The 21,417-nt window shown below is 32.9% G+C and carries 29 protein-coding genes and 3 pseudogenes; 14 read left to right on the top strand and 18 right to left on the bottom strand.

What is annotated here, in order from left to right:
- Positions 1-197 precede the first annotated feature (197 nt).
- Positions 198-383 (top strand): YhzD family protein, encoded by a 186-nt coding sequence (locus tag MKY90_RS05130; RefSeq protein WP_000539550.1) that lies wholly within the window; start codon positions 198-200, stop codon positions 381-383.
- A gap of 26 nt (positions 384-409) precedes the next feature.
- Here MKY90_RS05130 and MKY90_RS05125 read toward each other — a convergent pair whose 3' ends face one another.
- Positions 410-772 (bottom strand): hypothetical protein, encoded by a 363-nt coding sequence (locus MKY90_RS05125; protein ID WP_002064091.1) that lies wholly within the window; start codon positions 770-772, stop codon positions 410-412.
- Positions 773-924: 152 nt separating this feature from the next.
- On the opposite strand from MKY90_RS05125, the gene MKY90_RS05120 reads away from it, so the two are divergent.
- Entirely contained in the window at positions 925-1,065 is a 141-nt protein-coding gene (locus MKY90_RS05120) for a YflJ family protein (protein WP_000273535.1), read from the top strand.
- A 40-nt stretch (positions 1,066-1,105) separates the two neighbouring features.
- On the opposite strand, the gene MKY90_RS05115 is transcribed toward MKY90_RS05120, so the two are convergent.
- The 4 genes from MKY90_RS05115 to MKY90_RS05100 all read right to left on the bottom strand — a co-directional run bounded on the left by MKY90_RS05115 (position 1,106) and on the right by MKY90_RS05100 (position 4,094).
- Entirely contained in the window at positions 1,106-1,522 is a 417-nt protein-coding gene (locus MKY90_RS05115) for a hypothetical protein (protein WP_341090628.1), read from the bottom strand.
- A 122-nt stretch (positions 1,523-1,644) separates the two neighbouring features.
- Positions 1,645-2,079, bottom strand: a complete 435-nt coding sequence (locus tag MKY90_RS05110; RefSeq protein WP_002087210.1) for a hypothetical protein — start codon at positions 2,077-2,079, stop codon at positions 1,645-1,647.
- A gap of 163 nt (positions 2,080-2,242) precedes the next feature.
- A complete protein-coding gene (locus MKY90_RS05105) occupies positions 2,243-2,887 on the bottom strand; it encodes a response regulator (protein WP_098169100.1) in 645 nt (214 codons plus the stop codon).
- Positions 2,877-4,094, bottom strand: coding sequence for a sensor histidine kinase (locus tag MKY90_RS05100; protein WP_002168979.1), 1,218 nt, complete (start codon positions 4,092-4,094; stop codon positions 2,877-2,879). The genes MKY90_RS05105 and MKY90_RS05100 overlap by 11 nt, the downstream gene beginning before the upstream one ends.
- A 136-nt stretch (positions 4,095-4,230) precedes the next feature.
- Here MKY90_RS05100 and MKY90_RS05095 point away from each other — a divergent pair.
- The 4 genes and pseudogenes from MKY90_RS05095 (at position 4,231) to MKY90_RS05080 (ending at position 7,057) form a co-directional block, all read left to right on the top strand.
- Positions 4,231-4,412, top strand: a pseudogene (locus MKY90_RS05095) (hypothetical protein).
- Positions 4,413-4,754: 342 nt separating this feature from the next.
- Entirely contained in the window at positions 4,755-5,435 is a 681-nt protein-coding gene (locus MKY90_RS05090) for a FadR/GntR family transcriptional regulator (RefSeq protein WP_002168980.1), read from the top strand.
- 70 nt (positions 5,436-5,505) lie between these two features.
- Positions 5,506-6,696, top strand: a complete 1,191-nt coding sequence (locus MKY90_RS05085; RefSeq protein ID WP_078202933.1) for an MFS transporter — start codon at positions 5,506-5,508, stop codon at positions 6,694-6,696.
- Positions 6,697-6,751: 55 nt separating this feature from the next.
- Positions 6,752-7,057, top strand: a complete 306-nt coding sequence (locus tag MKY90_RS05080; protein ID WP_002186510.1) for a hypothetical protein — start codon at positions 6,752-6,754, stop codon at positions 7,055-7,057.
- Between the two features lie 790 nt (positions 7,058-7,847).
- On the opposite strand, the gene MKY90_RS05075 is transcribed toward MKY90_RS05080, so the two are convergent.
- Complete coding sequence (locus tag MKY90_RS05075; protein ID WP_000637510.1) at positions 7,848-8,159, bottom strand: YbjQ family protein; 312 nt, start codon at positions 8,157-8,159, stop codon at positions 7,848-7,850.
- A 223-nt stretch (positions 8,160-8,382) separates the two neighbouring features.
- Between MKY90_RS05075 and tnpA the strand changes: the two are divergent.
- Together tnpA and MKY90_RS05065 are read left to right on the top strand one after the other, a co-directional pair.
- A pseudogene (gene tnpA / locus MKY90_RS05070) lies at positions 8,383-8,757 on the top strand (IS200/IS605 family transposase); the annotation flags it as partial.
- A gap of 3 nt (positions 8,758-8,760) precedes the next feature.
- Positions 8,761-9,000: pseudogene (locus MKY90_RS05065) on the top strand (helix-turn-helix domain-containing protein); the annotation flags it as partial.
- Between the two features lie 26 nt (positions 9,001-9,026).
- Here the strand turns inward: MKY90_RS05065 and MKY90_RS05060 are convergent.
- The 3 genes from MKY90_RS05060 to MKY90_RS05050 form a co-directional block, all read right to left on the bottom strand.
- On the bottom strand, positions 9,027-9,227 hold the full coding sequence (locus MKY90_RS05060; RefSeq protein WP_002186515.1) for a DUF4028 family protein: 201 nt from the start codon (positions 9,225-9,227) through the stop codon (positions 9,027-9,029).
- A gap of 165 nt (positions 9,228-9,392) precedes the next feature.
- The gene (locus tag MKY90_RS05055; RefSeq protein WP_063217531.1) at positions 9,393-9,923 is read right to left on the bottom strand and encodes a general stress protein; all 531 of its coding nucleotides are present in this window, start codon (positions 9,921-9,923) and stop codon (positions 9,393-9,395) included.
- Between the two features lie 36 nt (positions 9,924-9,959).
- Entirely contained in the window at positions 9,960-10,100 is a 141-nt protein-coding gene (locus MKY90_RS05050; protein WP_002011076.1) for a hypothetical protein, read from the bottom strand.
- A 235-nt stretch (positions 10,101-10,335) separates the two neighbouring features.
- On the opposite strand from MKY90_RS05050, the gene MKY90_RS05045 reads away from it, so the two are divergent.
- The 3 genes from MKY90_RS05045 to MKY90_RS05035 all read left to right on the top strand — a co-directional run bounded on the left by MKY90_RS05045 (position 10,336) and on the right by MKY90_RS05035 (position 14,358).
- The gene (locus tag MKY90_RS05045) at positions 10,336-10,587 is read left to right on the top strand and encodes a hypothetical protein (protein ID WP_002168986.1); all 252 of its coding nucleotides are present in this window, start codon (positions 10,336-10,338) and stop codon (positions 10,585-10,587) included.
- A gap of 206 nt (positions 10,588-10,793) precedes the next feature.
- The gene (locus MKY90_RS05040) at positions 10,794-13,484 is read left to right on the top strand and encodes a response regulator (protein ID WP_098169098.1); all 2,691 of its coding nucleotides are present in this window, start codon (positions 10,794-10,796) and stop codon (positions 13,482-13,484) included.
- Positions 13,485-13,500: 16 nt separating this feature from the next.
- The gene (locus MKY90_RS05035) at positions 13,501-14,358 is read left to right on the top strand and encodes a CheR family methyltransferase (RefSeq protein WP_002166216.1); all 858 of its coding nucleotides are present in this window, start codon (positions 13,501-13,503) and stop codon (positions 14,356-14,358) included.
- 39 nt (positions 14,359-14,397) lie between these two features.
- Here MKY90_RS05035 and MKY90_RS05030 read toward each other — a convergent pair whose 3' ends face one another.
- The 5 genes from MKY90_RS05030 to rsbV form a co-directional block, all read right to left on the bottom strand.
- Positions 14,398-15,540 carry a fused response regulator/phosphatase gene (locus MKY90_RS05030; protein ID WP_341090619.1) on the bottom strand — a complete coding sequence of 381 codons (1,143 nt, stop codon included), beginning with the start codon at positions 15,538-15,540 and terminating at the stop codon, positions 14,398-14,400.
- Between the two features lie 325 nt (positions 15,541-15,865).
- Positions 15,866-16,306, bottom strand: coding sequence for a ferritin-like domain-containing protein (locus MKY90_RS05025; RefSeq protein WP_002186521.1), 441 nt, complete (start codon positions 16,304-16,306; stop codon positions 15,866-15,868).
- Positions 16,307-16,376: 70 nt separating this feature from the next.
- Entirely contained in the window at positions 16,377-17,153 is a 777-nt protein-coding gene (gene sigB / locus MKY90_RS05020; RefSeq protein ID WP_098169141.1) for an RNA polymerase sigma factor SigB, read from the bottom strand.
- Positions 17,116-17,598: an anti-sigma B factor RsbW gene (gene rsbW, locus MKY90_RS05015; RefSeq protein WP_000970215.1), complete on the bottom strand. Its 483-nt coding sequence runs from the start codon at positions 17,596-17,598 to the stop codon at positions 17,116-17,118. The genes sigB and rsbW overlap by 38 nt, the downstream gene beginning before the upstream one ends.
- Positions 17,599-17,604: 6 nt before the next feature.
- Positions 17,605-17,943 carry an anti sigma b factor antagonist RsbV gene (gene rsbV / locus MKY90_RS05010; RefSeq protein ID WP_002011067.1) on the bottom strand — a complete coding sequence of 113 codons (339 nt, stop codon included), beginning with the start codon at positions 17,941-17,943 and terminating at the stop codon, positions 17,605-17,607.
- A gap of 197 nt (positions 17,944-18,140) precedes the next feature.
- Between rsbV and MKY90_RS05005 the strand changes: the two genes are divergently transcribed.
- The gene (locus MKY90_RS05005) at positions 18,141-18,341 is read left to right on the top strand and encodes a methyltransferase (protein WP_002140674.1); all 201 of its coding nucleotides are present in this window, start codon (positions 18,141-18,143) and stop codon (positions 18,339-18,341) included.
- Between the two features lie 163 nt (positions 18,342-18,504).
- Here the strand turns inward: MKY90_RS05005 and MKY90_RS05000 are convergent, their stop codons facing one another.
- The 3 genes from MKY90_RS05000 to MKY90_RS04990 form a co-directional block, all read right to left on the bottom strand.
- Positions 18,505-18,756, bottom strand: coding sequence for a GlsB/YeaQ/YmgE family stress response membrane protein (locus tag MKY90_RS05000; RefSeq protein WP_000522906.1), 252 nt, complete (start codon positions 18,754-18,756; stop codon positions 18,505-18,507).
- Between the two features lie 74 nt (positions 18,757-18,830).
- The gene (locus tag MKY90_RS04995) at positions 18,831-19,031 is read right to left on the bottom strand and encodes a CsbD family protein (RefSeq protein WP_000004264.1); all 201 of its coding nucleotides are present in this window, start codon (positions 19,029-19,031) and stop codon (positions 18,831-18,833) included.
- Positions 19,032-19,081: 50 nt separating this feature from the next.
- Entirely contained in the window at positions 19,082-19,471 is a 390-nt protein-coding gene (locus MKY90_RS04990) for a general stress protein (protein WP_000448809.1), read from the bottom strand.
- 273 nt (positions 19,472-19,744) lie between these two features.
- Between MKY90_RS04990 and MKY90_RS04985 the strand changes: the two genes are divergently transcribed.
- Positions 19,745-20,215: a hypothetical protein gene (locus MKY90_RS04985; protein ID WP_341090615.1), complete on the top strand. Its 471-nt coding sequence runs from the start codon at positions 19,745-19,747 to the stop codon at positions 20,213-20,215.
- Positions 20,216-20,480: 265 nt separating this feature from the next.
- Entirely contained in the window at positions 20,481-20,588 is a 108-nt protein-coding gene (locus MKY90_RS04980) for a YjcZ family sporulation protein (protein WP_078184601.1), read from the top strand.
- 317 nt (positions 20,589-20,905) lie between these two features.
- Here MKY90_RS04980 and MKY90_RS04975 read toward each other — a convergent pair whose 3' ends face one another.
- Positions 20,906-21,340, bottom strand: coding sequence for a hypothetical protein (locus tag MKY90_RS04975; RefSeq protein WP_098169168.1), 435 nt, complete (start codon positions 21,338-21,340; stop codon positions 20,906-20,908).
- Positions 21,341-21,417 lie beyond the last annotated feature (77 nt).

Here is a 21,417-nt window from a genome sequence, read left to right as displayed (position 1 = left end):
AAGAAGCCAATCTGAAAGTAAACTGCCCATAAATACCCGATTGGTTCAACTAATAACTAGTGGGGATGAAAAGACTCCCCACTAGTTAAAGTTTCACTTTATTGTAACACGCAATGTCATATATTTCTTTGCATATTCTAGTGATTTATGCCAAAATAGTTATAAGATTCTGATTTTTATTATTGGAGGGAATTTTCATGGGAGTATACGTTCTAACAGTCTTTGAAAAAGATGGTTCAAAAGCATTAGACGAATCATTCGAGGCAGCAACTGAAAAAGAAGCGAAAGCAAAAGGTGAATCTATTTTACAAGAAAAAGGATTGCATGAAAAAACACATCGCTGCACATCTTCTGCAGGTAAGCTCGTTTTATTCCAGCGCTAAAAAAAGAAGCGTCATCCGCTTCTTTTTCACTCTACTATATCTTCGTCACACCACGTAAACACCACATCTAGAATGCGATTACCGATACGTACGCGTTTATTCCATTTACCTGTTTGGATCTGATGTTGCAATTCCGCTTTCATCTTTTCCGTCCAGTCGTGAATCGTGTCACTACGGTCGTACGGATATACGCCCGGAAACTCTTCCTGCAGAAGATGCAAGCTCTCTGCATCAAAATGAAAATGGAAGAAGTAGTTTGCTGTAAGCGATGGTTCTTGCAATCGTAAAAAATGATCATCAACTTGCTTTCTATTTCTATAGAAAGTAAAGATATTCACTTTACCGCTCGTAATTTGGTCAATTTGAATTTCGTGCTTCTCTATAATCACGTCTTGCCCACCTCGTTATATACTACCCTTAGTATATATGTCTTTTGCAACAAAGTTAACCATTTTCGCGCGAAATTCATTTCCTTCATTATATTACCCGTACCTCCAAGTACAATCAGGACAAATAAACAAAGTTGAAGGGGAGCGATCACATGTATTTCGGAAGCAAAGGTTGGTATGTAAAAGAACTTAAAAAATTAGGGATTCGTACTTACGAAGGTAAAAAACTAGAATCTTATCGTACACATATTTTATCTAGTTTACTTGAGAGAATGAAGAAAGCTTCGGCTTAATAGATGTAGGAAGCGACTACGGTTGCTTCCTTTTTATTTACTAAATAAAAAGGAAATCATCATCCCTTAACTTTACCGTTATACTTCCTTGATAGAAACCGCCCATTATCAACTGAATCTCTATTACCGAATACTCTTCCAGATAATCATTTGTATATATTTTAAATTCTCCATACTTATTAACCGGTCCGCTTCCAACATACATATCGCCACTCGTTATGACAATTGTTGAATGAGGTTCTGCACGGCCCAATACACAATTATCACCATATTCCACAGAATCTATCGTTATTTTTTGATGCATATTATTAACTGAACCTATACAGTTCTTATTACACAAATTAACATCTCTTTCTTCAGCCCTCGATAGCGCTCGATTTCTACTAGTCTTTTCTGAAGAGAAAGCAACATTCCCCAGCCAACTAAACCTATCAAATGTAGTAATAGGTAGAAACATCTACGTTAACTCCCCCATTCTTCCAATACTTCCATCTCATTTTTTATCAACTACGGTCTTTTAATGAACTTACAGCAATACGTTTTATGTTGGGGTAAAAGAAAACAGCTTTGGTTTTCCATTCAATTTCGCACTGTTAATTTGTACAGAACACATAGAATACTGTTTTTCACCCCAGATGTAATGACAACACCACACAAAAGAAACCACGATCCATTAAATGTAAATCCACCTTCAAATATATTAATAATAATTATGTTGCCAATTATTAAGAGAATCCATGAAATTGAATACTGTTTTCCATTTGTAATATATAAAATTTCATCCTCATAACAGACTGTTATTCCCCCACCTTGCCAAACACCAATAGCGAAAGAAATAAGCGTAACTGCCAGTAACTCTGCTTGTAAATCCCTAGTCATTGGTTGCGGCGCCGTATAAGTAATAATCCCTATCATCATGAGAAAAGTTATAATATCTATCCAGTTTAATTTTCTTTGTTTGCTTTGCAGCCAAATAAAGAAAATTAATACAGGAATTAAAAGCAAAGTTTCCATTTACTTATTCTTCTTCCTTTCCTACATTAGAAACGTCTATAATTGTAATGCAATTAGATTGTTCTTAAATCTCTCATACTTTCTGAAGCATAACATGAGAAAGAAATAAAAAAATCGTACAAAAGGGCAAGCCTATAATGTACGATTGGGCATATATAATGTTTTAAAAATGAATTAACTTCCTTTCAATAGATACAGCTACTGCTTCTGACCTTGAATTAACACCTAATTTATTGTATATATTTGTTAAATATGCTTTTACCGTTCGCTCAGCTATTCCCATATCAAACGCAATTTCTTTATTTTTATATCCGCGCGCAATAGCTTTCAGCACAAACAATTCTTTATCTGTTAAGTTATTTTCTGCAACCTTATCAGCATGTACTTCTTTCCTTTTATACTTCACTATCTTTTCCATAATATTTGGTTGTAGTAAAATCTCACCTCGAATAGCCGCTTCCAATGTTCGAAACAAATTCTCTCGATCCGTATCTTTTAGCAAATATCCTTTTGCCCCTAACTCAATTCCCTTTAACATTAATTCATCTTCGTTATAAGTAGTTAATATAATAATCGGCGTATGGTTTTGTTTTTCATTCAAAGCCTCAATTGTTTCTAAACCACTCATTTTAGGCATATTCAAATCCATTAAAATGACATCAGGTTTCTTCTTTTCTATGAAAGAAAGGGCTTCTTCTCCGTTTGCAGCCTCACCTATAATTTGAAATGAATCACTCGTTTCTATTATTAATTTCAGACCTTCTCTTACAACGAAATGATCATCTACAATTAATACGTTATGTTTCATGGCTATCTCCTTCTTTATTTATAGGCACTTGAATATACACTTTCGTACCTTTCATCTTTTCACTCAATATATGTATTTCTCCCTTAATCAATCGAACACGCTCATTTAGACCAATTAAACCATAATGTCCAGGATTCTTACCGATATATCTAGTGTCAAAACCAATTCCATTATCTTCAACTTCAATAGTAAGTTTTTCAAGATCATCGATATATTCAACATTTAAATTTACATCTGCTGCCTGCGAATGTTTTGCGATATTCGTTAAACATTCACTAATTACATATAAGCAGTGCTCTTTTACTACGCTTGAAATATACGGTGGACTTTGGATAGTAAATCTCACATGTATAGACGTAGCTTCAGAAAAACGTTGAATCTCTTCTTTTACTGCTCCATTAAATGAATTAGTAGTATGACGCAAATCATCAATAACCAACCTTGCATCATGTAAAGTTTGTCTCGCTCTTATCATAGTTTGTTTCATAATCTCTTGAGATCGTCCTGTATTCCCTTTTTGCATATGGGCATCTATCGCTTCCAATTGCATAATTAAGCTTGCTAAACCTTGCGCTAACGTATCATGTAAATCTCTTGCCATACGCTGCCTTTCATTAGCTAATGTCAATTCTTCCACTCTCATATATGCAGACTCTAACTCTTGAATATAGCTCTGTATACGATTACGTGCATCAAATTGCTGCTTATTAATATAAGAAAAAGGAATAATAATTGCTAACACTAAAAGAAACATAGAGATAAGAATAGCTAATTTATTCACACCATAATTGATACTAATTGCAGCACAAAATATTGCATACATAAGAGTAAAAACTGCCATTACTTTAAATATATTGTTATAAACATATAAACTTTGGGCGATTAAAATAGGAGTTAATCCAACAAAAATCGCTATCGAAGCATTTGTTGCAATAAACGCAGCCAAAAACACAATGAAAAGTTGTACAAAAAAGAAGTACAACAATTGCCTATTTTTTAATGAACTCGCATACCAATGAAAAATAGTATGAATAACAATGACTATTGTAAAGAAAAAACTATCCATAGAGAAAATATTATTACGAAACTCTAAAAGTACTGAAGCTATATATACGAGTGTAATCCATAAAACAATAAACCTTCTTGGAATAAATACCGCTTCCAAGACATTTTTATCCAAATCTATATTTGAATTTATTTTTTTCATATTCGACCTCCACCATTATATTATACAAGATACAGCTTACATTTTGATAAAGTGAAGGCTTTTACATACAGCCCGACTCCCACAAATAGCGGGATAAGTCACTTATTCCTCTTCATCCTCATTACCAAATACAAATATGAACTATTGCATATCGAAATGCATTGATGTTTTTGTAAGCGCTTACTATAATGAATTTATAAAGATTTATTACATCTTACTACTAAAGGAGGCAATCATATGGAAATCGCAATGGCAGTTTTAAACTTTGTAGGTGGAGTAATTCCATTAGTTCAAGAGCTTTTAAAAGCATTCATGTAAGGTTATCATTCAGCAATTATTTATAAGAATTATCATACAAATGATCTGTATATCAAAAACACATTGATACACAGATCATTTGTGTGAGAAAACTTTATACGAGAACTATGTCACCTAGCAGAACAATAATGATACATCTATCTCAAGTTGGAAAAAGACGCTCACAAGGGCGTCTTTTTCTTATATTACTATGTATTCAGGAGAAATCGATTTTTTCAAAATAGATTTTTTATGTCTTATAAACCCTATTGTAGTATCCCAGCTTCAACTACCTAAAAAATAACATTGTCAACCGAACTTAAATTGGTTATTATAAAAGCGAATATAACAGGAGATGAGCAGATGAATATGAACGAAAAGAAATCTTTTTCAAAAGTTTCTCGGCGGAAATTAGTCGATGAAGTGCTAGAACGTCTACAAGAAAAAATCTTTTCTGGCGAGTATGAAGTTGGTGATCGCCTCCCTACAGAGCCGCAATTAATGGAAGAGTTAGGAGTAGGACGTTCAACATTGCGAGAAAGCATAAAGATATTAGTACATGCTGGCATATTAGAAGTTCGACAAGGACAAGGTACTCGTATTGTCTCACTCAATACAACGCAAGATTCATTTGAAAAACGATTGCAAGCAGCTAATATAAATCATGTGTATGAAGCACGAAATATGCTAGATAAAGAAGTAGCGATGTTAGCGGCACAGCGCCGAAGCGACGAGGATCTTTTATACTTAAAAGGACATTTGAATAAAAGAAAACATGCCCTTCAAGAAGGTAATTATGTAGCATACATAGATGCAGACATTCAGTTTCATTTAGCAATTGCAAAGGCGAGCAAAAACGAAGTTCTACTCGATTTGTATCAATCTTTCGTACCTGCCCTTCGCCACATTTTAAGCCAATTCATATTAAATACAGTGGACTATGAAGATAACTCTGACATTCATGAAAAGTTATTCCAAGCTATTTTTAAACAAAATACCGAAGAGGCACGAACATACGCCGTTCAAAATTTGGAGCTGAAATAAGCTCCTTATCTATTACACACAAACATCAGATGATATACTGAATAACATCTGATGTTTAAGAGAGGAGAAAATGAAATTGAAACATCAAGAACGAACTTATTTGTATATACTAGCACTATTTTTTGTTTCTATTAATTTACGTATCGGAATTACATCTGTTTCACCTGTATTAGAAACAATCCGACAAGACTTAAATATAAGCAATTTTTCCGTTAGCTTTTTAACAGCTATTCCTGTTTTTTGTATGGGGACATTCGCCTTACTGACTGGGAAGGTAATTAGGAAATACGGGGCAGAAAAATCAATTATGGCTTGTCTTATTTTAATCGGCTTTGCAACATGTATGAGAGCTTTTACCTTTTCCATTTCCACATTATTCGCGAGCTCTTTATTTATCGGTATTGGAATTGCACTTGCAGGTCCGTTACTATCAGGTTTTATTAAAGAAAAATCCCCTACGAAAATCGGCTTAATGATTGGCATATATTCAGTAGGTATGGGAACTGGTGCTTCTTTAAGTGCAGGATTAACGATTCCTTTACAACATGTATTAAAAGACGATTGGAATATGGCACTCGCTTTTTGGGGTGTGCTTACTATTATCGCTATTATATTTTGGTATCCCGTTATGAAACGAAAAAAGAATACGAGTACACAAAATAAAAAGAATAATAGCTTGCCTTTAAGAAATAAAAAAGCATGGTTGTTTACAATCTTTTTCGGACTACAATCAGGAATATTTTACTCTATTACAACTTGGCTTGCGCCGGCAAATCAAAGTATGGGTGTGAGTAGCGAACAAGCGGGGACTCTTATAACTGTTTTTACAGTGATTCAAATGATATGCAGTTTTTTAATTCCAACATTAGCGGATATTTATAAAAACAGAGCACTTTGGTTATTAGGAAGTATATGCTTTGTACTCGTAGGTTTATCGCTTATGATTTACCCATTAACCACACCATGGGTCCCTTCTATTTTACTAGGTATCGGGCTCGGCGGCATATTTCCACTCGCTCTCATGCTACCGCTATATGAAACAAAAACTTCAGAAGATGCGAGTGCATGGACTGCTATGATGCAGTCAGGAGGATATATTATGGGCGGATTCATTCCTGTCCTAGCAGGAATCGCTCGTGATTATTTTAATAGTTATACGCAAGTTTTTATTATAATGGCACTTTTAAGCTTCATTTTATTCCTATTAACTTTAGTCATGAATAAAAGGAAAAGAAATGCAGAAGATCTTGTCTCCGCTTAAATTCAAAATGTTAATATATGGTATAATTTAATTAAAAACGAAAGGAGCTTCTAACATGTGGTTCATTTCGGCAATCGCGCCTGTTGTAATAGTTGGTGGAATTGTAGTATTTGTAATTAAAAGATTGGAACATAAATATAAGAACGGAAAATTAGGTAAGAAAAAATCTCAAAAAGCTCAACTGTTATTAGATAGTTTCATACCTATGGGAATGCTTGTTGGCTGTATGATCGGTTTGATTTTCGGTATGTTTTTCCCGGACTTCTCCCTGCTTTCAGTTAGTTTAGGGGCCGGAATAGGCTATTTATTTGGTTATTTCGCCTATGAAATTTATAGTAAGACAGGAGATAATTTTTCATAATCCAAAAAGAATAATCAGGACAGTACATAGTAGTCATATACAATATGTACTGTCCTTTATTTTTGCATCAATGCTATCACCTTGCCTTTCACATCCTATACACCTTTTTTATTGATTTTCCTCTCCTCCCTCTTTTGTATATCCACTTTTTTATTTTCATTGGATCTATACCCATAGTAAAGTAGAGCACATGTAATAACTGAACCTACAATATATCCTAAAAAACATCCTAACCAAAACATAATGTGACTGCCTCCAATGCTTTATAAATTTTATGTAATACAACGCCTTACATGCTCAATCGTTTATTTCTATAAACTATACATCCTCTAAAGTTATTCATACCATTATTTCTCCCCTTACCTCAAATAACAATTTTATTATTTATCATAAAGTTAACACTCTCGTTAAACATATATAAAGATTGTTGTATTTCTTACTTTTCTCCTTGAAAACAATATATACTACATTTGAAATAAGCGGGTACGTCTGCTTATTATCTAAATTCCCGTGCAATATCCCTTCACGAAATGCTAGGAGCAATCCTAGCATTTTTTACAATAACGTTTGACGAAAAAGTTTTGGCCACTTTAAACATATGTAAATTATAGTTTCTTTTCAACTTTATCACTTAAACGGTTATATCATTTGAGTAAGCTAGTACATTCGCCCTCATCTTATTTTTTCCACTATAAAAATCCATCCTCTCTTCTTCATTTTAACTTTAATCATGAAACAAAAAAATCCCCTCAAAGCATCAACTTCAAGGGGGAGCCTGTTTTTCATTTACTTATATACGTACAGCTGTACCACTGACAGCAACCATTAACATTCCATCACGAACAACCTCGTAATCTACGTCAATACCAACGATAGCGTTCGCACCTTTTTGTTTTGCAAGTTCTTTCATTTCATCCATTGCGATATCACGAGCTTCTTTTAGCTTGCTTTCGTAAGAACCAGCACGACCACCGACAACATCACGAACGGAAGCGAATAAGTCGCGGACAATATTTGCACCCATAATAGCTTCACCATTTACAATATCAATATACTCAATAATTTCTTTACCTTGAATTCCAGACGTTGTTGTTACAATCATGACTGACACTCTCCTATAACTTATAATTTTTGATTAGCTTTCTTATGTCTTTATTATGACATGGAACAAGCAACTAATCTATTGAATTACCTTACAGGAGTGTGACAATTTTGTAATAATAAAGCGCCTATTCTATTTAACGAATTCTCCTTCCTCAAGTGTGTGAAGGGCGTAGCCCAACGATAGGTGGGAGATGAATTTCGGTTTGGCGTAGCCAAAAGGCTTTGCCTTTTATTGTCACCTTGTATTGGTCGTGAAATACAGAAGAAATGTATTTGATGATGATATGTCGGACTATGCAAAAGACATTTTTGTCCGACTATCTGAAAACTATAACATCACATTAGTTGAATGGAATCATGATGTAGACCATGTACATATCTTATTCAAGGCACATCCGAATACAGAAATGACAAAGTTCATTAATGCTTATAAAAGTGCAAGTTCTCGACTAATCAAGAGAGACTTTCCACATGTGAGAAAGAAACTTTGGAAAGAAATGTTTTGGTCAAAAAGCTTTTGCTTGATTACTACGGGTGGTTCACCGATAGATGTAGTAAAGAAATATATTGAAAATCAAGGAAAAAGTGAGGTGTAGGAAATGTTAAAATCATACAAATATCGTATCTATCCAAATAAAGAACAACAAATGTTTTTCTCAAAAACATTTGGATGTGTTCGATTTGTATACAACAAGATGCTTGCAGATAGAATCAAATCTTATCAAGAATCACAGGATAAACTTGATAAATCTGTTAAATATCCTACGCCTGCACAATATAAGGCTGAATTTCCATTCCTAAAGGAAGTCGATAGTCTTGCGTTGGCGAATGCTCAAATGAAGGACGTTAAGTTGTGAGTAGTTCACTAAAGCGCTTTAACATTAGGATACATAAATGATTCTCTATTTTCTTTCCAATCCTTTTCTACTTCTTTAAAAGTTGGTCGCCCTAACTCTTCCTTGTTTTTCTGTTTATGAAACCATTTCTTTACATACTTCTCCCCATTTTGATTTTGAACTGTACAAAGGAAACTATTACTACTATCCTTTAATATTTTTACAATCACGAAAAGACACCTCTTCCCTTTTTAATATCATAATAGAACTTGATCTTTTACTATAAGCCCTTCCTCTCTTATAGTCATACGACTCCTCGGCCGCGCCAAAGTTGTAAGATCAAAAACGATATTCACTATGTTTACATTTTGCATAATTGATATGTGAAGTAAATATTATTTAAAGAAATCGGAGTTATAAGCATTATGCTTATCAAATATTTTATAGATTTCTAACTTATCATCTAATTTTGCATCTACTAAAATTAATATATTTCCATCGTAAATGTATTCTTCATATTTCTTAGCATGTTCTTCGGGAATTCCTAATCCGATAAATGCTCCTATTAAACTTCCAGCTCCTCCGCCAATACCGGCTCCTCCAATAGCTGCTGCGATAGGTCCCGCTGCTACGATTGGACCCATTCCAGAAACAGCAAGTATACCAAGACCTGTTAATAAACCACCAAGTCCGCCTGCTACTCCTCCTGCCACAAGCCCTGTCGCTGAAAAGATATCCGCTTTATGTGGCGTTTCACTATTCACTTTTTCACCCGATTTTTCTTCCAGATGTTCAATTTCCTTTTGATCCTTCGCAATAGCTGAAATGTTACCCGCCGAGTATCCTTTATCTTTTAATTCATTAATAACGAATGCCGCATCATCAATTGTTCTAAAAATACCTACTATTTTTCTATCTACATCCATAACTATTAACCTCCTAAAGTTTTATATAATGTATCTTTATCTTTCTTCATTTCTGTATACACTAACCTTCTTATTAACATAACCATTTACGAAAAAAGCGAATAGTAACAGCATTACAAGCGAACTACTTAACAAGTAAATTAAATCAAATGTAATATCAATCATCATTTCATTCATGTATACCAGACTCCTTTTTATTTAAAGTAAAATTATATTTTGATAGACTAATCTACTAAACATAGAAATCTTACAATTCATCTTCAGTCAATCTCTTTGTAGTATATGTATACCCTTCGTAACCCTTTCTAAACCTAAAAAACTAGAATTATATTTTTCTTATTTATATGTTTAACATTTTTTAAAACGGGTATGTTTATATTGTTATGCTTACTATACAGAAAGGAATATTTCGATGAATGCAATCCAATCTACTACTATTCTTTATAATGAAACACCTACAATAAAGCAGATTCATCATTTTTATGCTTTAATGACAACATTTCAAACTAATTTATTTATAAGTAAACACGGAACACTTACTTCTATTAAAAGCTTAAGCACATTAATATCCTTTTTCCTTACTGTAAAAAAGAGAGAGCTTGTATTATTTATCTTTGAAGGAATAGATGCAAAAAAAGCTTTAAGAACACTCTTTCCTTCTTAAAAGTTTTATTATCCCCCTATTCCCTCGATCGTTACTTTTCATATATGTTTTTATATTTCAAACTGATTTCCTCTATTCAAAACGAGACCCCCTAATACAATAGGGGGCTTTCTAGTTTGGCCTTATGAAAACTGATATAATATATATTACGTTTTTCATCCTTTACAATTGAAAACTTTGAATAACCTTGAAGGTAGGAATTTTTAATGAAATCGAAAGCAAAATTTAGTATTCGCTACAAAATTATGGCTGGTTATTTAGTTATGATTTTGTTCTTACTTATTTCTTTCATTATGTTAAACAATGAGATTTCCAATTTACAAAAATCTCGTAATTTTATTATTGATCACGATTTTAAAGTTCTTAATTTAACGAATCAAGTGGAGAAAGAATTGCTAACAATTGAAAATAAAGCGAAAGGATTTATTACTTCTAATAACGCAAATTACGTGCAATCCCTGAACACTGCGGAAAAGGATTACGAAGAACATTATCAAGATCTTTTGGCTCTATTAGAGGATAATCCCTCTCAGCAAGAAAAATTAAAACAGATTAACGAAAATATTAATAGTTGGATTAATAAAGAGATTCATCCATTAATTACAAATCATAATAGTAATAACATACAAGCAATCGACACGACTCAAATTCAGTCATTACAATCGCAGCTAACTAACTTCCGTGGTGTAGAGGAGCAACTAACGAAAAAAAGAGCTGCACAATTAGATACTGAAAATAATAAATTAGAGATTTGGTTATACAGTTTATTGTTCTTACTTTCTTGTATCTCTATTATCATTTCACTCTATATTTCGAATTCCATTACAAAAACGATTAAAAACGTAATTCAAGCTATTAAATCCATTTCTTCTAAAGAAAAAATTACTGAAAGAATTCATGTAAACACGCGGGATGAAATAAAAGAGCTTGCTCATACAACGAACCACCTACTAGACGAAATATCTAAAAGAGAGTGGTTACAAACCGAGCTTGCAGAATTAATTTTAATGTATCAAGGTATACCTTCTATTGAGATGTTAGGTAAAAAAATTCTTAGTGGAGTTATACAAAAAACGCAAACCTCTTGCGGTGCATTCTATGTACGTGAAGAAATTGAAGAAACTGTCTACTATGTAAAGAAAGCTTCTTTCGCTGATCAAGGTGCTGATATTGGAAAACAATCCATTAAAATGGGTGAAGGTTTAATTGGGCAATGTGCTTTAGAAAAACAAAGCTTTATTCTTCGAGAAATACCAGAAGAATTTCGTTATGTCACTAGCGGCTTATTAGAAATACGCCCTCAAAACCTACTAGTCGTCCCTATCTTATTTGAAGATGAAGTGATCGCAGTAATGGAGTTAGTAAGTGTAACTGAGATTTCAGACTTACATCAAGATTTAATTCAACAAACCGTTGATAACCTAGGTCTAACCATCCATAGTATTATGGGACGTATGCGAATTCAAACTCTTTTACATGAATCACAAGCAATGACAGAAGAGTTGCAAGTTCAATCAGAAGAATTACAAACGCAAGCTGAAGAACTACAAATGCAAGCCGAAGAATTAAGAACAACTAATGAACAACTAGAGTCTAGAACTGAAGAGGCCGAGCAAAAGACAGCTGACTTACAAATTACTAAATCAGAATTAGAAGAAAAAGCAAGTGAAATATTACGTAGCTCAAAATACAAATCAGAATTCCTAGCAAATATGTCACATGAATTACGCACACCGTTAAATAGTATTTTACTATTATCTGAAATGTTAAGAGAAAATCATGATAATCATTTATCCGATGATGAAATTGAATTAGCAACCGTCATTCATTCATCAGGGAAAGATTTACTTACTTTAATTAATGACATACTAGATTTATCTAAAGTAGAAGCTGGGAAACTAGATGTTATTTTTGAAGCAACGAACATAAGTGACATGGCAGCAAATATGCATCAAAACTTTTTACATATAGCTGCACAAAAAAATGTCGCATTTACTATTGAAGACAGTGATATTATTCCTGATTTATTTTATACAGATGCAAAGCGGATTGAGCAAATTATTAAAAACTTATTATCCAATGCATTTAAATTCACGGAAAAAGGATCCGTCTCTTTACATTTCGATCCGATAGAAACAACCAATTTGAGTAATGAAATGCAGTCTATAAGTAATGATTGGATTACAATTTCAGTAAAAGATACTGGTATTGGTATCGCTACAGAACAGCATCAACTCATTTTCGAAGCCTTTCAACAGGCAGATGGCGCAACGATTCGGAAATATGGTGGTACAGGCTTAGGATTATCTATCTGTAAAGAGTTTGCTAGATTATTAGGCGGTTGGATTACGTTAGAGAGTAATTTAGGAGAAGGCAGTACTTTCACAGTATATATTCCTAACCTTCCAAATGGGTTAAATGATATACAGTTATCCAATTTAGAAGTCGCAGCAACGATAGATGACATTATTCCTGTTGAAGTTGTTGAGGAAACTATAGTTACTCCAGAAACAAATAACGTCTTCCAAGAGAAAACTATTTTAATTGTCGATGATGATCATCGAAATATATTTGCATTACAAAATGCATTAGAAAAACAACATGCCAACATTATTACTGCACAAAACGGCATAGAGTGTTTAGAAATACTAAAAAGCAATACAAATATTGACCTTATCTTAATGGATATTATGATGCCGAATATGGACGGTTATGAAACGATGGAACATATCCGAATGAATTTAGGGTTACATGAAATACCTATTATCGCATTAACTGCTAAAGCAATGCCAAATGATAAAGAAAAATGTTTATCTGCTGGCGCTTCAGATTATATAAGTAAACCATTAAATTTACATCAACTCTATTCGGTAATGAGTGTATGGTTAATAAAATAAGTGAGGTTTAGTTTAAGTGGAAAATAAGTATTATAATTTTGATCCATCCGTAGATATGGATAAGCGTACGAACTTAGAAATTGAATTACTATTGGAAGCGGTATTTAAACTGTCAGGATTTGATTTTCGCCAATATGCTCGCACATCTATTTATAGAAGAATTTGTAATAGAATGCAGCTCTCTAATATCCCTACCATTTCAAAATTAATTGAAAAAGTAATTCATGAGGAAGGGTTTTTAGAACAGTTATTAAATGATTTCTCCATTAATGTAACTGAAATGTTCCGTAACCCTACTTTTTTTAAAGCGTTAAGAGAGCATGTTATTCCTGAATTAAAAAAGTATCCTGAAATTAGAATTTGGCATGCTGGATGCGCAACTGGTGAAGAAGTGTTATCAATGTCCATCTTACTTCACGAAGAAGGATTAAGTGAAAAAGCTGTTATTTACGCAACAGATATGAATACGAATGTGTTAGAAAAAGCAAAACAAGGCATCCTTCCGTTAAATAAAATGCAAACTTATACGAAAAACTATTTACAAGCTGGCGGTACACAAGCATTTTCTAACTATTATTCAACAGATAGTCGTTTTGCTTATTTTAATCCATCCCTGTTACAAAACATTATTTTTGCGCAGCATAATTTAGTAACCGATCAATCTTTTAACGAATTTCATATTATACTTTGCCGTAACGTTTTAATTTACTTTACGAGTAAACTTCAAAACCAAGTACAGCAACTATTTTATGAAAGTTTAGGACACAATGGGTTCCTATGTTTAGGAAATAAAGAAACTCTTCGTTTTTCAGATATAATGCCGCATTATATCCAATTTAATCCTAACGAACAAATCTATCAAAAAATACAATAAAAAGCGTATGAAATCCTATGTTTGGATTTCATACGCTTTTTATTTCGCATTCGTTTGTATCATAATTAGACACATATCATCTGATTGTGTTTTCTTCTGTTCTTCCTTATAAAACCCTTCTATCTCTTCTTCTAAATCTCCCCATTTTCTTTCTGTAAAAGCACGTAATTTCTCTTCAGACTCAAATTCATCATTTGCAATTGCTTCAAGAACACCATCTGTAAATAATACAATTTGAGCGTTCTTCTCAAAAGGTATGACTGTCTTCTCGACTTTTATTTCATCAAAAAATCCTACCGCACAACTCCCGCGATTTAGTTCCACTACATTCTCTTCATCAACTAAAACGTATCCAGAAGGATGTCCTGCATTTACATATTCAATTGTTCTCTTTTCTGTATCAACTACTAAGTATATCGCTGTAAAATAATATGGAATATTGTCATTCTCATTATGTAAAAGAGTCATATATTTATTTAAGTCTTTAATGACAAGTTCCGGATCGATTAAACATTTAATCGATTCACGTAATACAGACGAAATAAACATACAAACTAATGAAGCAGATACACCATGTCCCATCACATCTAATAATATAATACCGTAGCGGTTTTCATCGATTTTATACCAATAATACATATCTCCAGCTAGTTTGAATGAAGGTAAGTAACTTGCTTCAATTTTTATATGATCTTCTCTTAATGGGCTACTTAATAAGTTTCTTTGTACTTGTGTAGCTAAATCTAATTCATTACGAAGATTTTCCTCTTGTTCTTTATGCCAATTCAATTCCGATTTCAAGCGTAATGCCACACGCATACGAGCTAACAATTCAACTTTATTTATAGGTTTCGTAATATAATCCATTGCGCCTATATCAAGCGCTTCAGCTAATTTATTCGCATCTTCTAAAGCTGTTACAAAAATAATAGGAATATCTTTAAACTTCTCCTCGTTTTGTAATCGCCTACAAACTTCAAGTCCATCAATCTCAGGCATCATGATATCTAATAGTATTAAATCAATTTCATTATGCCTGGAAGAATCTTTTCCAAAATGGATGTATTCGAAAAGCTCTTGTGCAGAATTAAGCGATACAAGATCCTGATATCCGGCTTGTTTTAAAATTTTTTCAATTACAAAGATGTTAACCGGATTATCATCGACAATTAAAATGGACACAAGTTATTTCCCCTTTTCTTATTTAAAATGTAAATCTATTATCATTTTCTATTTTTCTAGTATTACATACTCAGTTATAAAATAAAAATTTCCTACTCATACGTATTTATACAGCAAAAGAACAAACCCCCTAGAAATGAGAGTTTGTTCTTTCACTCTATAAAGTGAAACTTTAATCAGTGGGGGTTTTCTTCATCCCCCACTGATTATTAGTTGAACCAATCGGACTTTTATGGGCAGTTGATCCCCCACCTAAATTCTTTGCTTTCGCTGCATTTTGAGGTGTGGGTCTTACTGCCCATTAAAGTGGGGTAAATTTCCACTATTAATTTAACACCATCGCTTTGTCATTTAAAAGACGATCTAATTCTTCCATATGATTTGTTTCATCTGCAATCATATCTTCTAACTTTACAACTAACTCTGTCATATTTAATTTCGCTGCCTGTTCTTTTCTCGTTTCATAACGCTTAATTGTTTCATATTCTGATTGTCTAGCGTATTCTAACATTTCTCTAACATCTTTTACTTGTTTCACTGGTAAAGGGATCGTAGTAGGTGTACCACCTAGCGTCTTAATTTTCTCCGCTAAATATAGGGCATGTCCTTGTTCATCACTAATTTCAGATTCAAAGAAAGGTTTTAACACTTGTCTATATATACCAGAAACCGTAGCTGCATTATGGTTGTACATAATAATTGCCGAGTATTCTCCTGCTAAATCTTCATTCAATCCTTCGATTAGTTCTTTCACATCGTGTGACATTTTAATATCTCCTCCTATACTTAATAACTACCCCTTTTCTCATGTTTTAAACATAATTATTTTAAATTTTTTATGTATCTAAAAACGCCGCTTGCTTCAATTTACTTATCGCTTGTCTTTTAATACGAGAAACGTGCATTTGTGAAATACCTAACCGTTCCCCTGTATCCTTTTGATTTAAATTTTCTCCAAATATATAATGAATAACACTCTTTTCCGTATCATTTAATACGTTAAAAATATCATCTAAAACGAGACGTCTTTCTGTCTGTTCATATCCTTGCTCTACTTCACCTACAGATTCAATTCTCGCTACCGAACTTCCATCAGATGAATTTTCAACTACATCATCTAAGGAAGATACTTGATAATTATTTTTAGCATCCATAATTTCCAGAACCTCCTCTTCGGATAGTCCTAAATGATCCGCAATCTCTATAATCTTCGGTGAACGTTGCAGTTGATCTGTTAGCTCCTCTATCGCAAGTTTAATTTTCCCGCCTAAATCTTTAATTCGCCTTGGAACATGAATACCCCAAGTTTTATCACGTAAATACTTTTTTATTTCCCCTACTATCGTAGGTATTGCAAACGGCTCAAAAGCATTCCCTATCGAATAATCATACCTTCTTATTGCGCCTAAGAGTCCTAACATTCCTACTTGTATAATATCCTCATGCATCGGCCCACCTTTTGAATAGCGATATGCAATGGAATATACGAGATTTTTATAATGATTAACCAATCTTTCCTGCGCTTCATCACATTGTTTTTGTTGGAATTCTGCAATTAGTTTAATAACGTCTTCTTTAGTAAGATTTGTAGGTTGAGATTGGATTTCCATCATTCTCCACCTGCTCTCTTTGTATATATTTTGTCATTAAAACTGTCATGCCCTCATCATGCATAATTTGTATATCATCCATTAACGTATTTATTAAATATAAACCTAAACCATTTTCCGGCAAATGTTCTACTGGTTTATTAATATCATACGGACCAACTTTACTTTTTAAGGTGCTAAAATCAAAGCTAACTCCATTATCCGCAACCATAATTTCTAATCGATCTTCATATAGACCAAAGACAATTGTAATTTCTCCAACGTCTTCTTTATATGCATGTTGTACAATGTTTGTACATGCTTCACTAATAGCAATTTTCATATCTTCTATATCGTCATAAGCAAAGCCCATTCGATTCGCAACACCAGCCATTGTTAAACGAATAATAGCCACATATTCTGCTTTTGCAGGAATTTTCATTTCTATCTTTTCAAATTTCTCCATCATCCCTAGTCACCTTCTTTCTACTTTTTCAAAATCTGAATTCAAATTTAATATTTCTGTTAGTCCTGTAATATCAAATAATCTTTTTAGTCTTTTAGATACACCAATAAACTCTAGTTTTCCATCATTTTTCTTAATTGCTTTTAATAGCGCTATAAAAACGCCTAAACCTGTACTATCCATATAATCTACCTTATTAAAATCTACTACTATATAAACCTCTTTCTCACTTGCAATAGGCATTACCTTATTTTTTAAATCTGATGCCGTATACGCATCAATCTCACCATTAAGTTGTACTGTATAACCTAAATCATTTTGCAAAATATTTATTGCCAAATTCATCATTTCCGCCCCCTTATCTCAAACTACTACTATTTAATTACCCATAAAAATTAGTTTTAAACATATTTTTTCATTTTAATTATAAATAAATTTTCTACACCTTTCTCAGCTTAACACTAAAAAAAATACTACCAAATGTTTAAACCTTATAAATTTGTGTATGTATAATGTATAAACATTATTTTTAGGGGGATCTATCTATGGAAGAGCACAGCTTTAAAAAGGGAGATTTTGTTCAATTTTCTTATCGACACGATCATGCTACAAAATTAATTGGTTCCATTATTAACATACTAACGAATACAATTGTAGTTGATATAGGTAATAGCGAGGACTTATCTCATATAGAACCGAGGCAGGTCGTAAGAATAAATAATTGTAAAAAAGTAACGATAGCTTAATATGAAATCTCAATCAGTGGGGCCATCCTCACTCATTCCTATGTAAAATACATTAAAAAAGCATCCAAATTATTTTAATTGGATGCTTTTTTATGTATTTTTATCAGTTTATTAACTTTATAGCTATATATAATAAACTTAAGATTACTATTCATTATCATACTTACGCTTTCCTTAGCATTCTAGAAAAGAATGTAACGATTAAAATAAAGACGATTGCACCTAATAAAGCTGGAAGAATAAAGATACCTCCCCATTCAGGGCCCCAGTGACCAAATAAGGCACTACCTACCCAAGATCCGATTAATCCAGCAATAACATTACCAACTATACCTAAAGGAAAGTCTTTTCCCGTAATCATTCCAGCTAACATACCAATAAGTCCACCTACAATACACGTAATAATAAGTCCCACAATTAGACCTCCTATATATTTTTATAATGGATTTATCAAGCTTTGGCGTTTAACCAAAGCTTGATAAACATGTATTATTCTTTGTTATCCAATCCATCACTTATCTTTTGTTTCACTTTTCCGACTTTTTCTTTTACAGTTCCCTTCGTCTTCTCCCACTTCCCTTCATTTTTCAACTCTCTATCTTCTGTAACTTCACCAATTCCTTCTTTTACTTGCCCCTTTTTCTTTTCAACTTTACCAGTAATTTGTTCTTTTAGCCCGCTCTCACTCATATTTCCAATCTCCTTTTCGTAATAGATTTGTAGATTTAAAGAGTATGAATTTAAATAGAATACGTGCATCTTCTTTCTTGTAACCATTCACCGACTCTTTCTAAATCCTTAACGAATAACAAGATTTTCCCTTCATCCAGTTTTTCTTCATAAAAGTTAGCTTCTTCCTCATTAAGTCCTAATTCTTGCATCTTATTTCTTAACTGATCTCCTGTTTTTTGAAAAACATTAATAATACTTGTCCCAAGTCCCTCTTCTTTTATTCCAATTGTATTCACGTCTGCATTGTCTGCGATTCTATCTGTCCTTTCTTTCTCATGTGTTAATACGTAAATATCTTTTTGGTCGATTCCTTTCTTCACTAGATCATTCGCTGCATTCATGACCTCTTTCTCCGTAATAAATTCATATACAAAAGGTTTACTATACTTCGTTTCCATCTTTAACTTCCTCCTCTAAAATGAATTATTTGTTATATTATATGTAATACACCCATTTTCGAAATGTTAAACATAAAATATGAAAAAAATTATGTGAATTTTGATTTTGATAGAGAATGAACCGCATATTTTTCATATATACGCTTCATATTATTCATACGAACATCATTAAAACTAGTAAACATGTCTCCCTATGATTTACAAAATTATCTCCTTACAATAACTACCTAAAATAACAGAAAATTGTTATAATTAAACGTAAGGAGGGATACTATGAAAAAAATCATATCTATATGCGCTCTAACCGCTCTATCTTTCACTTTAATAGGCTGTACAAGCACTTCTACTACAAATAATACTCCAACAACTAAGCAAGAAAATACGAAAAATGCCATTCAATTAAACTCTGCAGACATTACCAACATTGAGATGCTTAGAACAACAAGTAATACTAGTTCCAAATCTCAAACAGATAACGAGGAAATGATACAATCAATCGCTTCAGCAGTCCAAAAAGGAACACCGAAAACAATCACACTAGATCAAAAAAAGAAACAATCTGCGCATTCTACTATAACCGTTACATATAAAGATGACTCAAAAGAAGAGTTTCTTGTGTGGGTTGATAATAAGGAACAAATTACGATTGCTAAAGATGAGAAGAAAGATAAAGCAGAAGCTGTAACGGTGAATATTAAAGGCGCTAAGCTAATGAAGGATTTTTTTAAAAATGATAAAACATAAAAGGATCCCCATCAACTTAAGAATTCAAAATTAGCACAAAATTTTGTTCAGAAACACTATAAAATTCCAGCCTAATAGGTCAGTGGCGAGACCGTATATTATTAAACTTAAAATGTTTCAAATCGAAGGAAGACACCTTATAAGGTGTCTTTTCTTTATTTTCAAAAGGACCTGCTCCATTCATAAATGCATAAAGTAAATTGAATCCGTTAAAACACATGAGTGAACCTTTGTCTTCCCCCTCCTATCTAAAGGAGGAACTGTTATGGGCTTTGGTGGTAGTTGTGGCGGCTGTGGCTTCGCTGGAGGATTTGCTTTATTAGTTGTATTGTTTATTTTATTACTCATCGTTGGAGCTGCTTGCTTCTGCTAAAAAACTATCGGAAAAGATCCCCGTGCTAAACAAAAAATAAAATAAGCTGCCCATATGGACAGCTTATTTACATAATTATTGTTATAGGCAGTAAATCAATCAAATAAAAAAGGATTAGCATTTTCGCTAGTCTTTTTTTATTACAAATTAATGGTAATCACATTTCTTTCAGAAAGGGGAATTATAGGTTAATTTGCGCCCCTGTTAGATATTGGAGGGCTGTTCATGTAGTCGTGGCTTCGCCACTCCTGTAAAGACGTTTCATTTATGTAAAAAACGGGAAAAACAACAAACTGGAATTTGTTGTTTTTGCTAATTCAATAAGCACGAATATCATCACATTCAGTATCTATATAGTTTAACTCTACAAATTCCACATCTTTTTGGCGTTTTAACAATTCTTTTTTATTCATATTGCTCCAATCAAATACTTCTGCATGAGAAACTAAGCACTTCGCTTTCACAGTAGTTGTAATTCTCAGAAGTTGTTCTCTATCCTGCCATGTTGATATAAGACATGGCATCTCTAGCTCAATTAAAACTTTTTCTCCTACGGCAAAAAAATTCATAACACTGGGTGCATCTGATTCAAAAATTTCACATTCTGTTGTTTTTGAAATGACTTCTGCCCAATCATCTAAATAGTCAATACCTTTTAGCATAATGGGAAGCTGCTCTATCATTTCAACTTTTTGTGTTATAACCTCCAATAATAAGGTTTCAGCTAAAATATCAATCTTTTCTTGTTCCAATATTAAATTCCCTCCTTAATCGACGAAACAAAGAAATATTTTCTATATTATATTATGAATTGATCTTTGAAAGAAAA

The sequence above is a fragment of the Bacillus sp. FSL P2-0099 genome (assembly GCF_038007445.1).
GTDB classification, from domain to species: domain Bacteria; phylum Bacillota; class Bacilli; order Bacillales; family Bacillaceae_G; genus Bacillus_A; species Bacillus_A mycoides.
The sequence above is the reverse complement of the archived record's forward strand: the minus strand, read 5'-3'. Positions and strand labels throughout refer to the sequence as shown.

Bases quoted from the DNA above. Each gene is read 5' to 3' on its own strand.
- MKY90_RS05075 (WP_000637510.1), bottom strand. From the start codon at position 8,159: ATGATTGTAACAACAACGTCTGGAATTCAAGGTAAAGAAATTATTGAG.
- rsbV (WP_002011067.1), bottom strand. From the start codon at position 17,943: ATGATGAATTTGGCAATAAATATTTTGCAAAATGATTTAGGTTATACA.
- MKY90_RS05055 (WP_063217531.1), bottom strand. From the start codon at position 9,923: ATGGATGTAGATAGAAAAATAGTAGGTATTTTTAGAACAATTGATGAT.
- MKY90_RS05005 (WP_002140674.1), top strand. From the start codon at position 18,141: ATGGAAGAGCACAGCTTTAAAAAGGGAGATTTTGTTCAATTTTCTTAT.
- MKY90_RS05120 (WP_000273535.1), top strand. From the start codon at position 925: ATGTATTTCGGAAGCAAAGGTTGGTATGTAAAAGAACTTAAAAAATTA.
- MKY90_RS05100 (WP_002168979.1), bottom strand. From the start codon at position 4,094: ATGAAAAAAATAAATTCAAATATAGATTTGGATAAAAATGTCTTGGAA.
- MKY90_RS05025 (WP_002186521.1), bottom strand. From the start codon at position 16,306: ATGTCACACGATGTGAAAGAACTAATCGAAGGATTGAATGAAGATTTA.
- MKY90_RS05105 (WP_098169100.1), bottom strand. From the start codon at position 2,887: ATGAAACATAACGTATTAATTGTAGATGATCATTTCGTTGTAAGAGAA.
- MKY90_RS04990 (WP_000448809.1), bottom strand. From the start codon at position 19,471: ATGGAAACGAAGTATAGTAAACCTTTTGTATATGAATTTATTACGGAG.
- MKY90_RS05045 (WP_002168986.1), top strand. From the start codon at position 10,336: ATGAATGCAATCCAATCTACTACTATTCTTTATAATGAAACACCTACA.
- MKY90_RS05085 (WP_078202933.1), top strand. From the start codon at position 5,506: ATGAAATTGAAACATCAAGAACGAACTTATTTGTATATACTAGCACTA.
- MKY90_RS05110 (WP_002087210.1), bottom strand. From the start codon at position 2,079: ATGGAAACTTTGCTTTTAATTCCTGTATTAATTTTCTTTATTTGGCTG.
- rsbW (WP_000970215.1), bottom strand. From the start codon at position 17,598: ATGATGGAGAAATTTGAAAAGATAGAAATGAAAATTCCTGCAAAAGCA.
- MKY90_RS04985 (WP_341090615.1), top strand. From the start codon at position 19,745: ATGAAAAAAATCATATCTATATGCGCTCTAACCGCTCTATCTTTCACT.
- MKY90_RS05130 (WP_000539550.1), top strand. From the start codon at position 198: ATGGGAGTATACGTTCTAACAGTCTTTGAAAAAGATGGTTCAAAAGCA.
- MKY90_RS05080 (WP_002186510.1), top strand. From the start codon at position 6,752: ATGTGGTTCATTTCGGCAATCGCGCCTGTTGTAATAGTTGGTGGAATT.
- MKY90_RS04995 (WP_000004264.1), bottom strand. From the start codon at position 19,031: ATGAGTGAGAGCGGGCTAAAAGAACAAATTACTGGTAAAGTTGAAAAG.
- sigB (WP_098169141.1), bottom strand. From the start codon at position 17,153: ATGATGGAAATCCAATCTCAACCTACAAATCTTACTAAAGAAGACGTT.
- MKY90_RS05050 (WP_002011076.1), bottom strand. From the start codon at position 10,100: ATGAATGAAATGATGATTGATATTACATTTGATTTAATTTACTTGTTA.
- MKY90_RS04980 (WP_078184601.1), top strand. From the start codon at position 20,481: ATGGGCTTTGGTGGTAGTTGTGGCGGCTGTGGCTTCGCTGGAGGATTT.
- MKY90_RS05090 (WP_002168980.1), top strand. From the start codon at position 4,755: ATGAATATGAACGAAAAGAAATCTTTTTCAAAAGTTTCTCGGCGGAAA.
- MKY90_RS05040 (WP_098169098.1), top strand. From the start codon at position 10,794: ATGAAATCGAAAGCAAAATTTAGTATTCGCTACAAAATTATGGCTGGT.
- MKY90_RS05115 (WP_341090628.1), bottom strand. From the start codon at position 1,522: ATGTTTCTACCTATTACTACATTTGATAGGTTTAGTTGGCTGGGGAAT.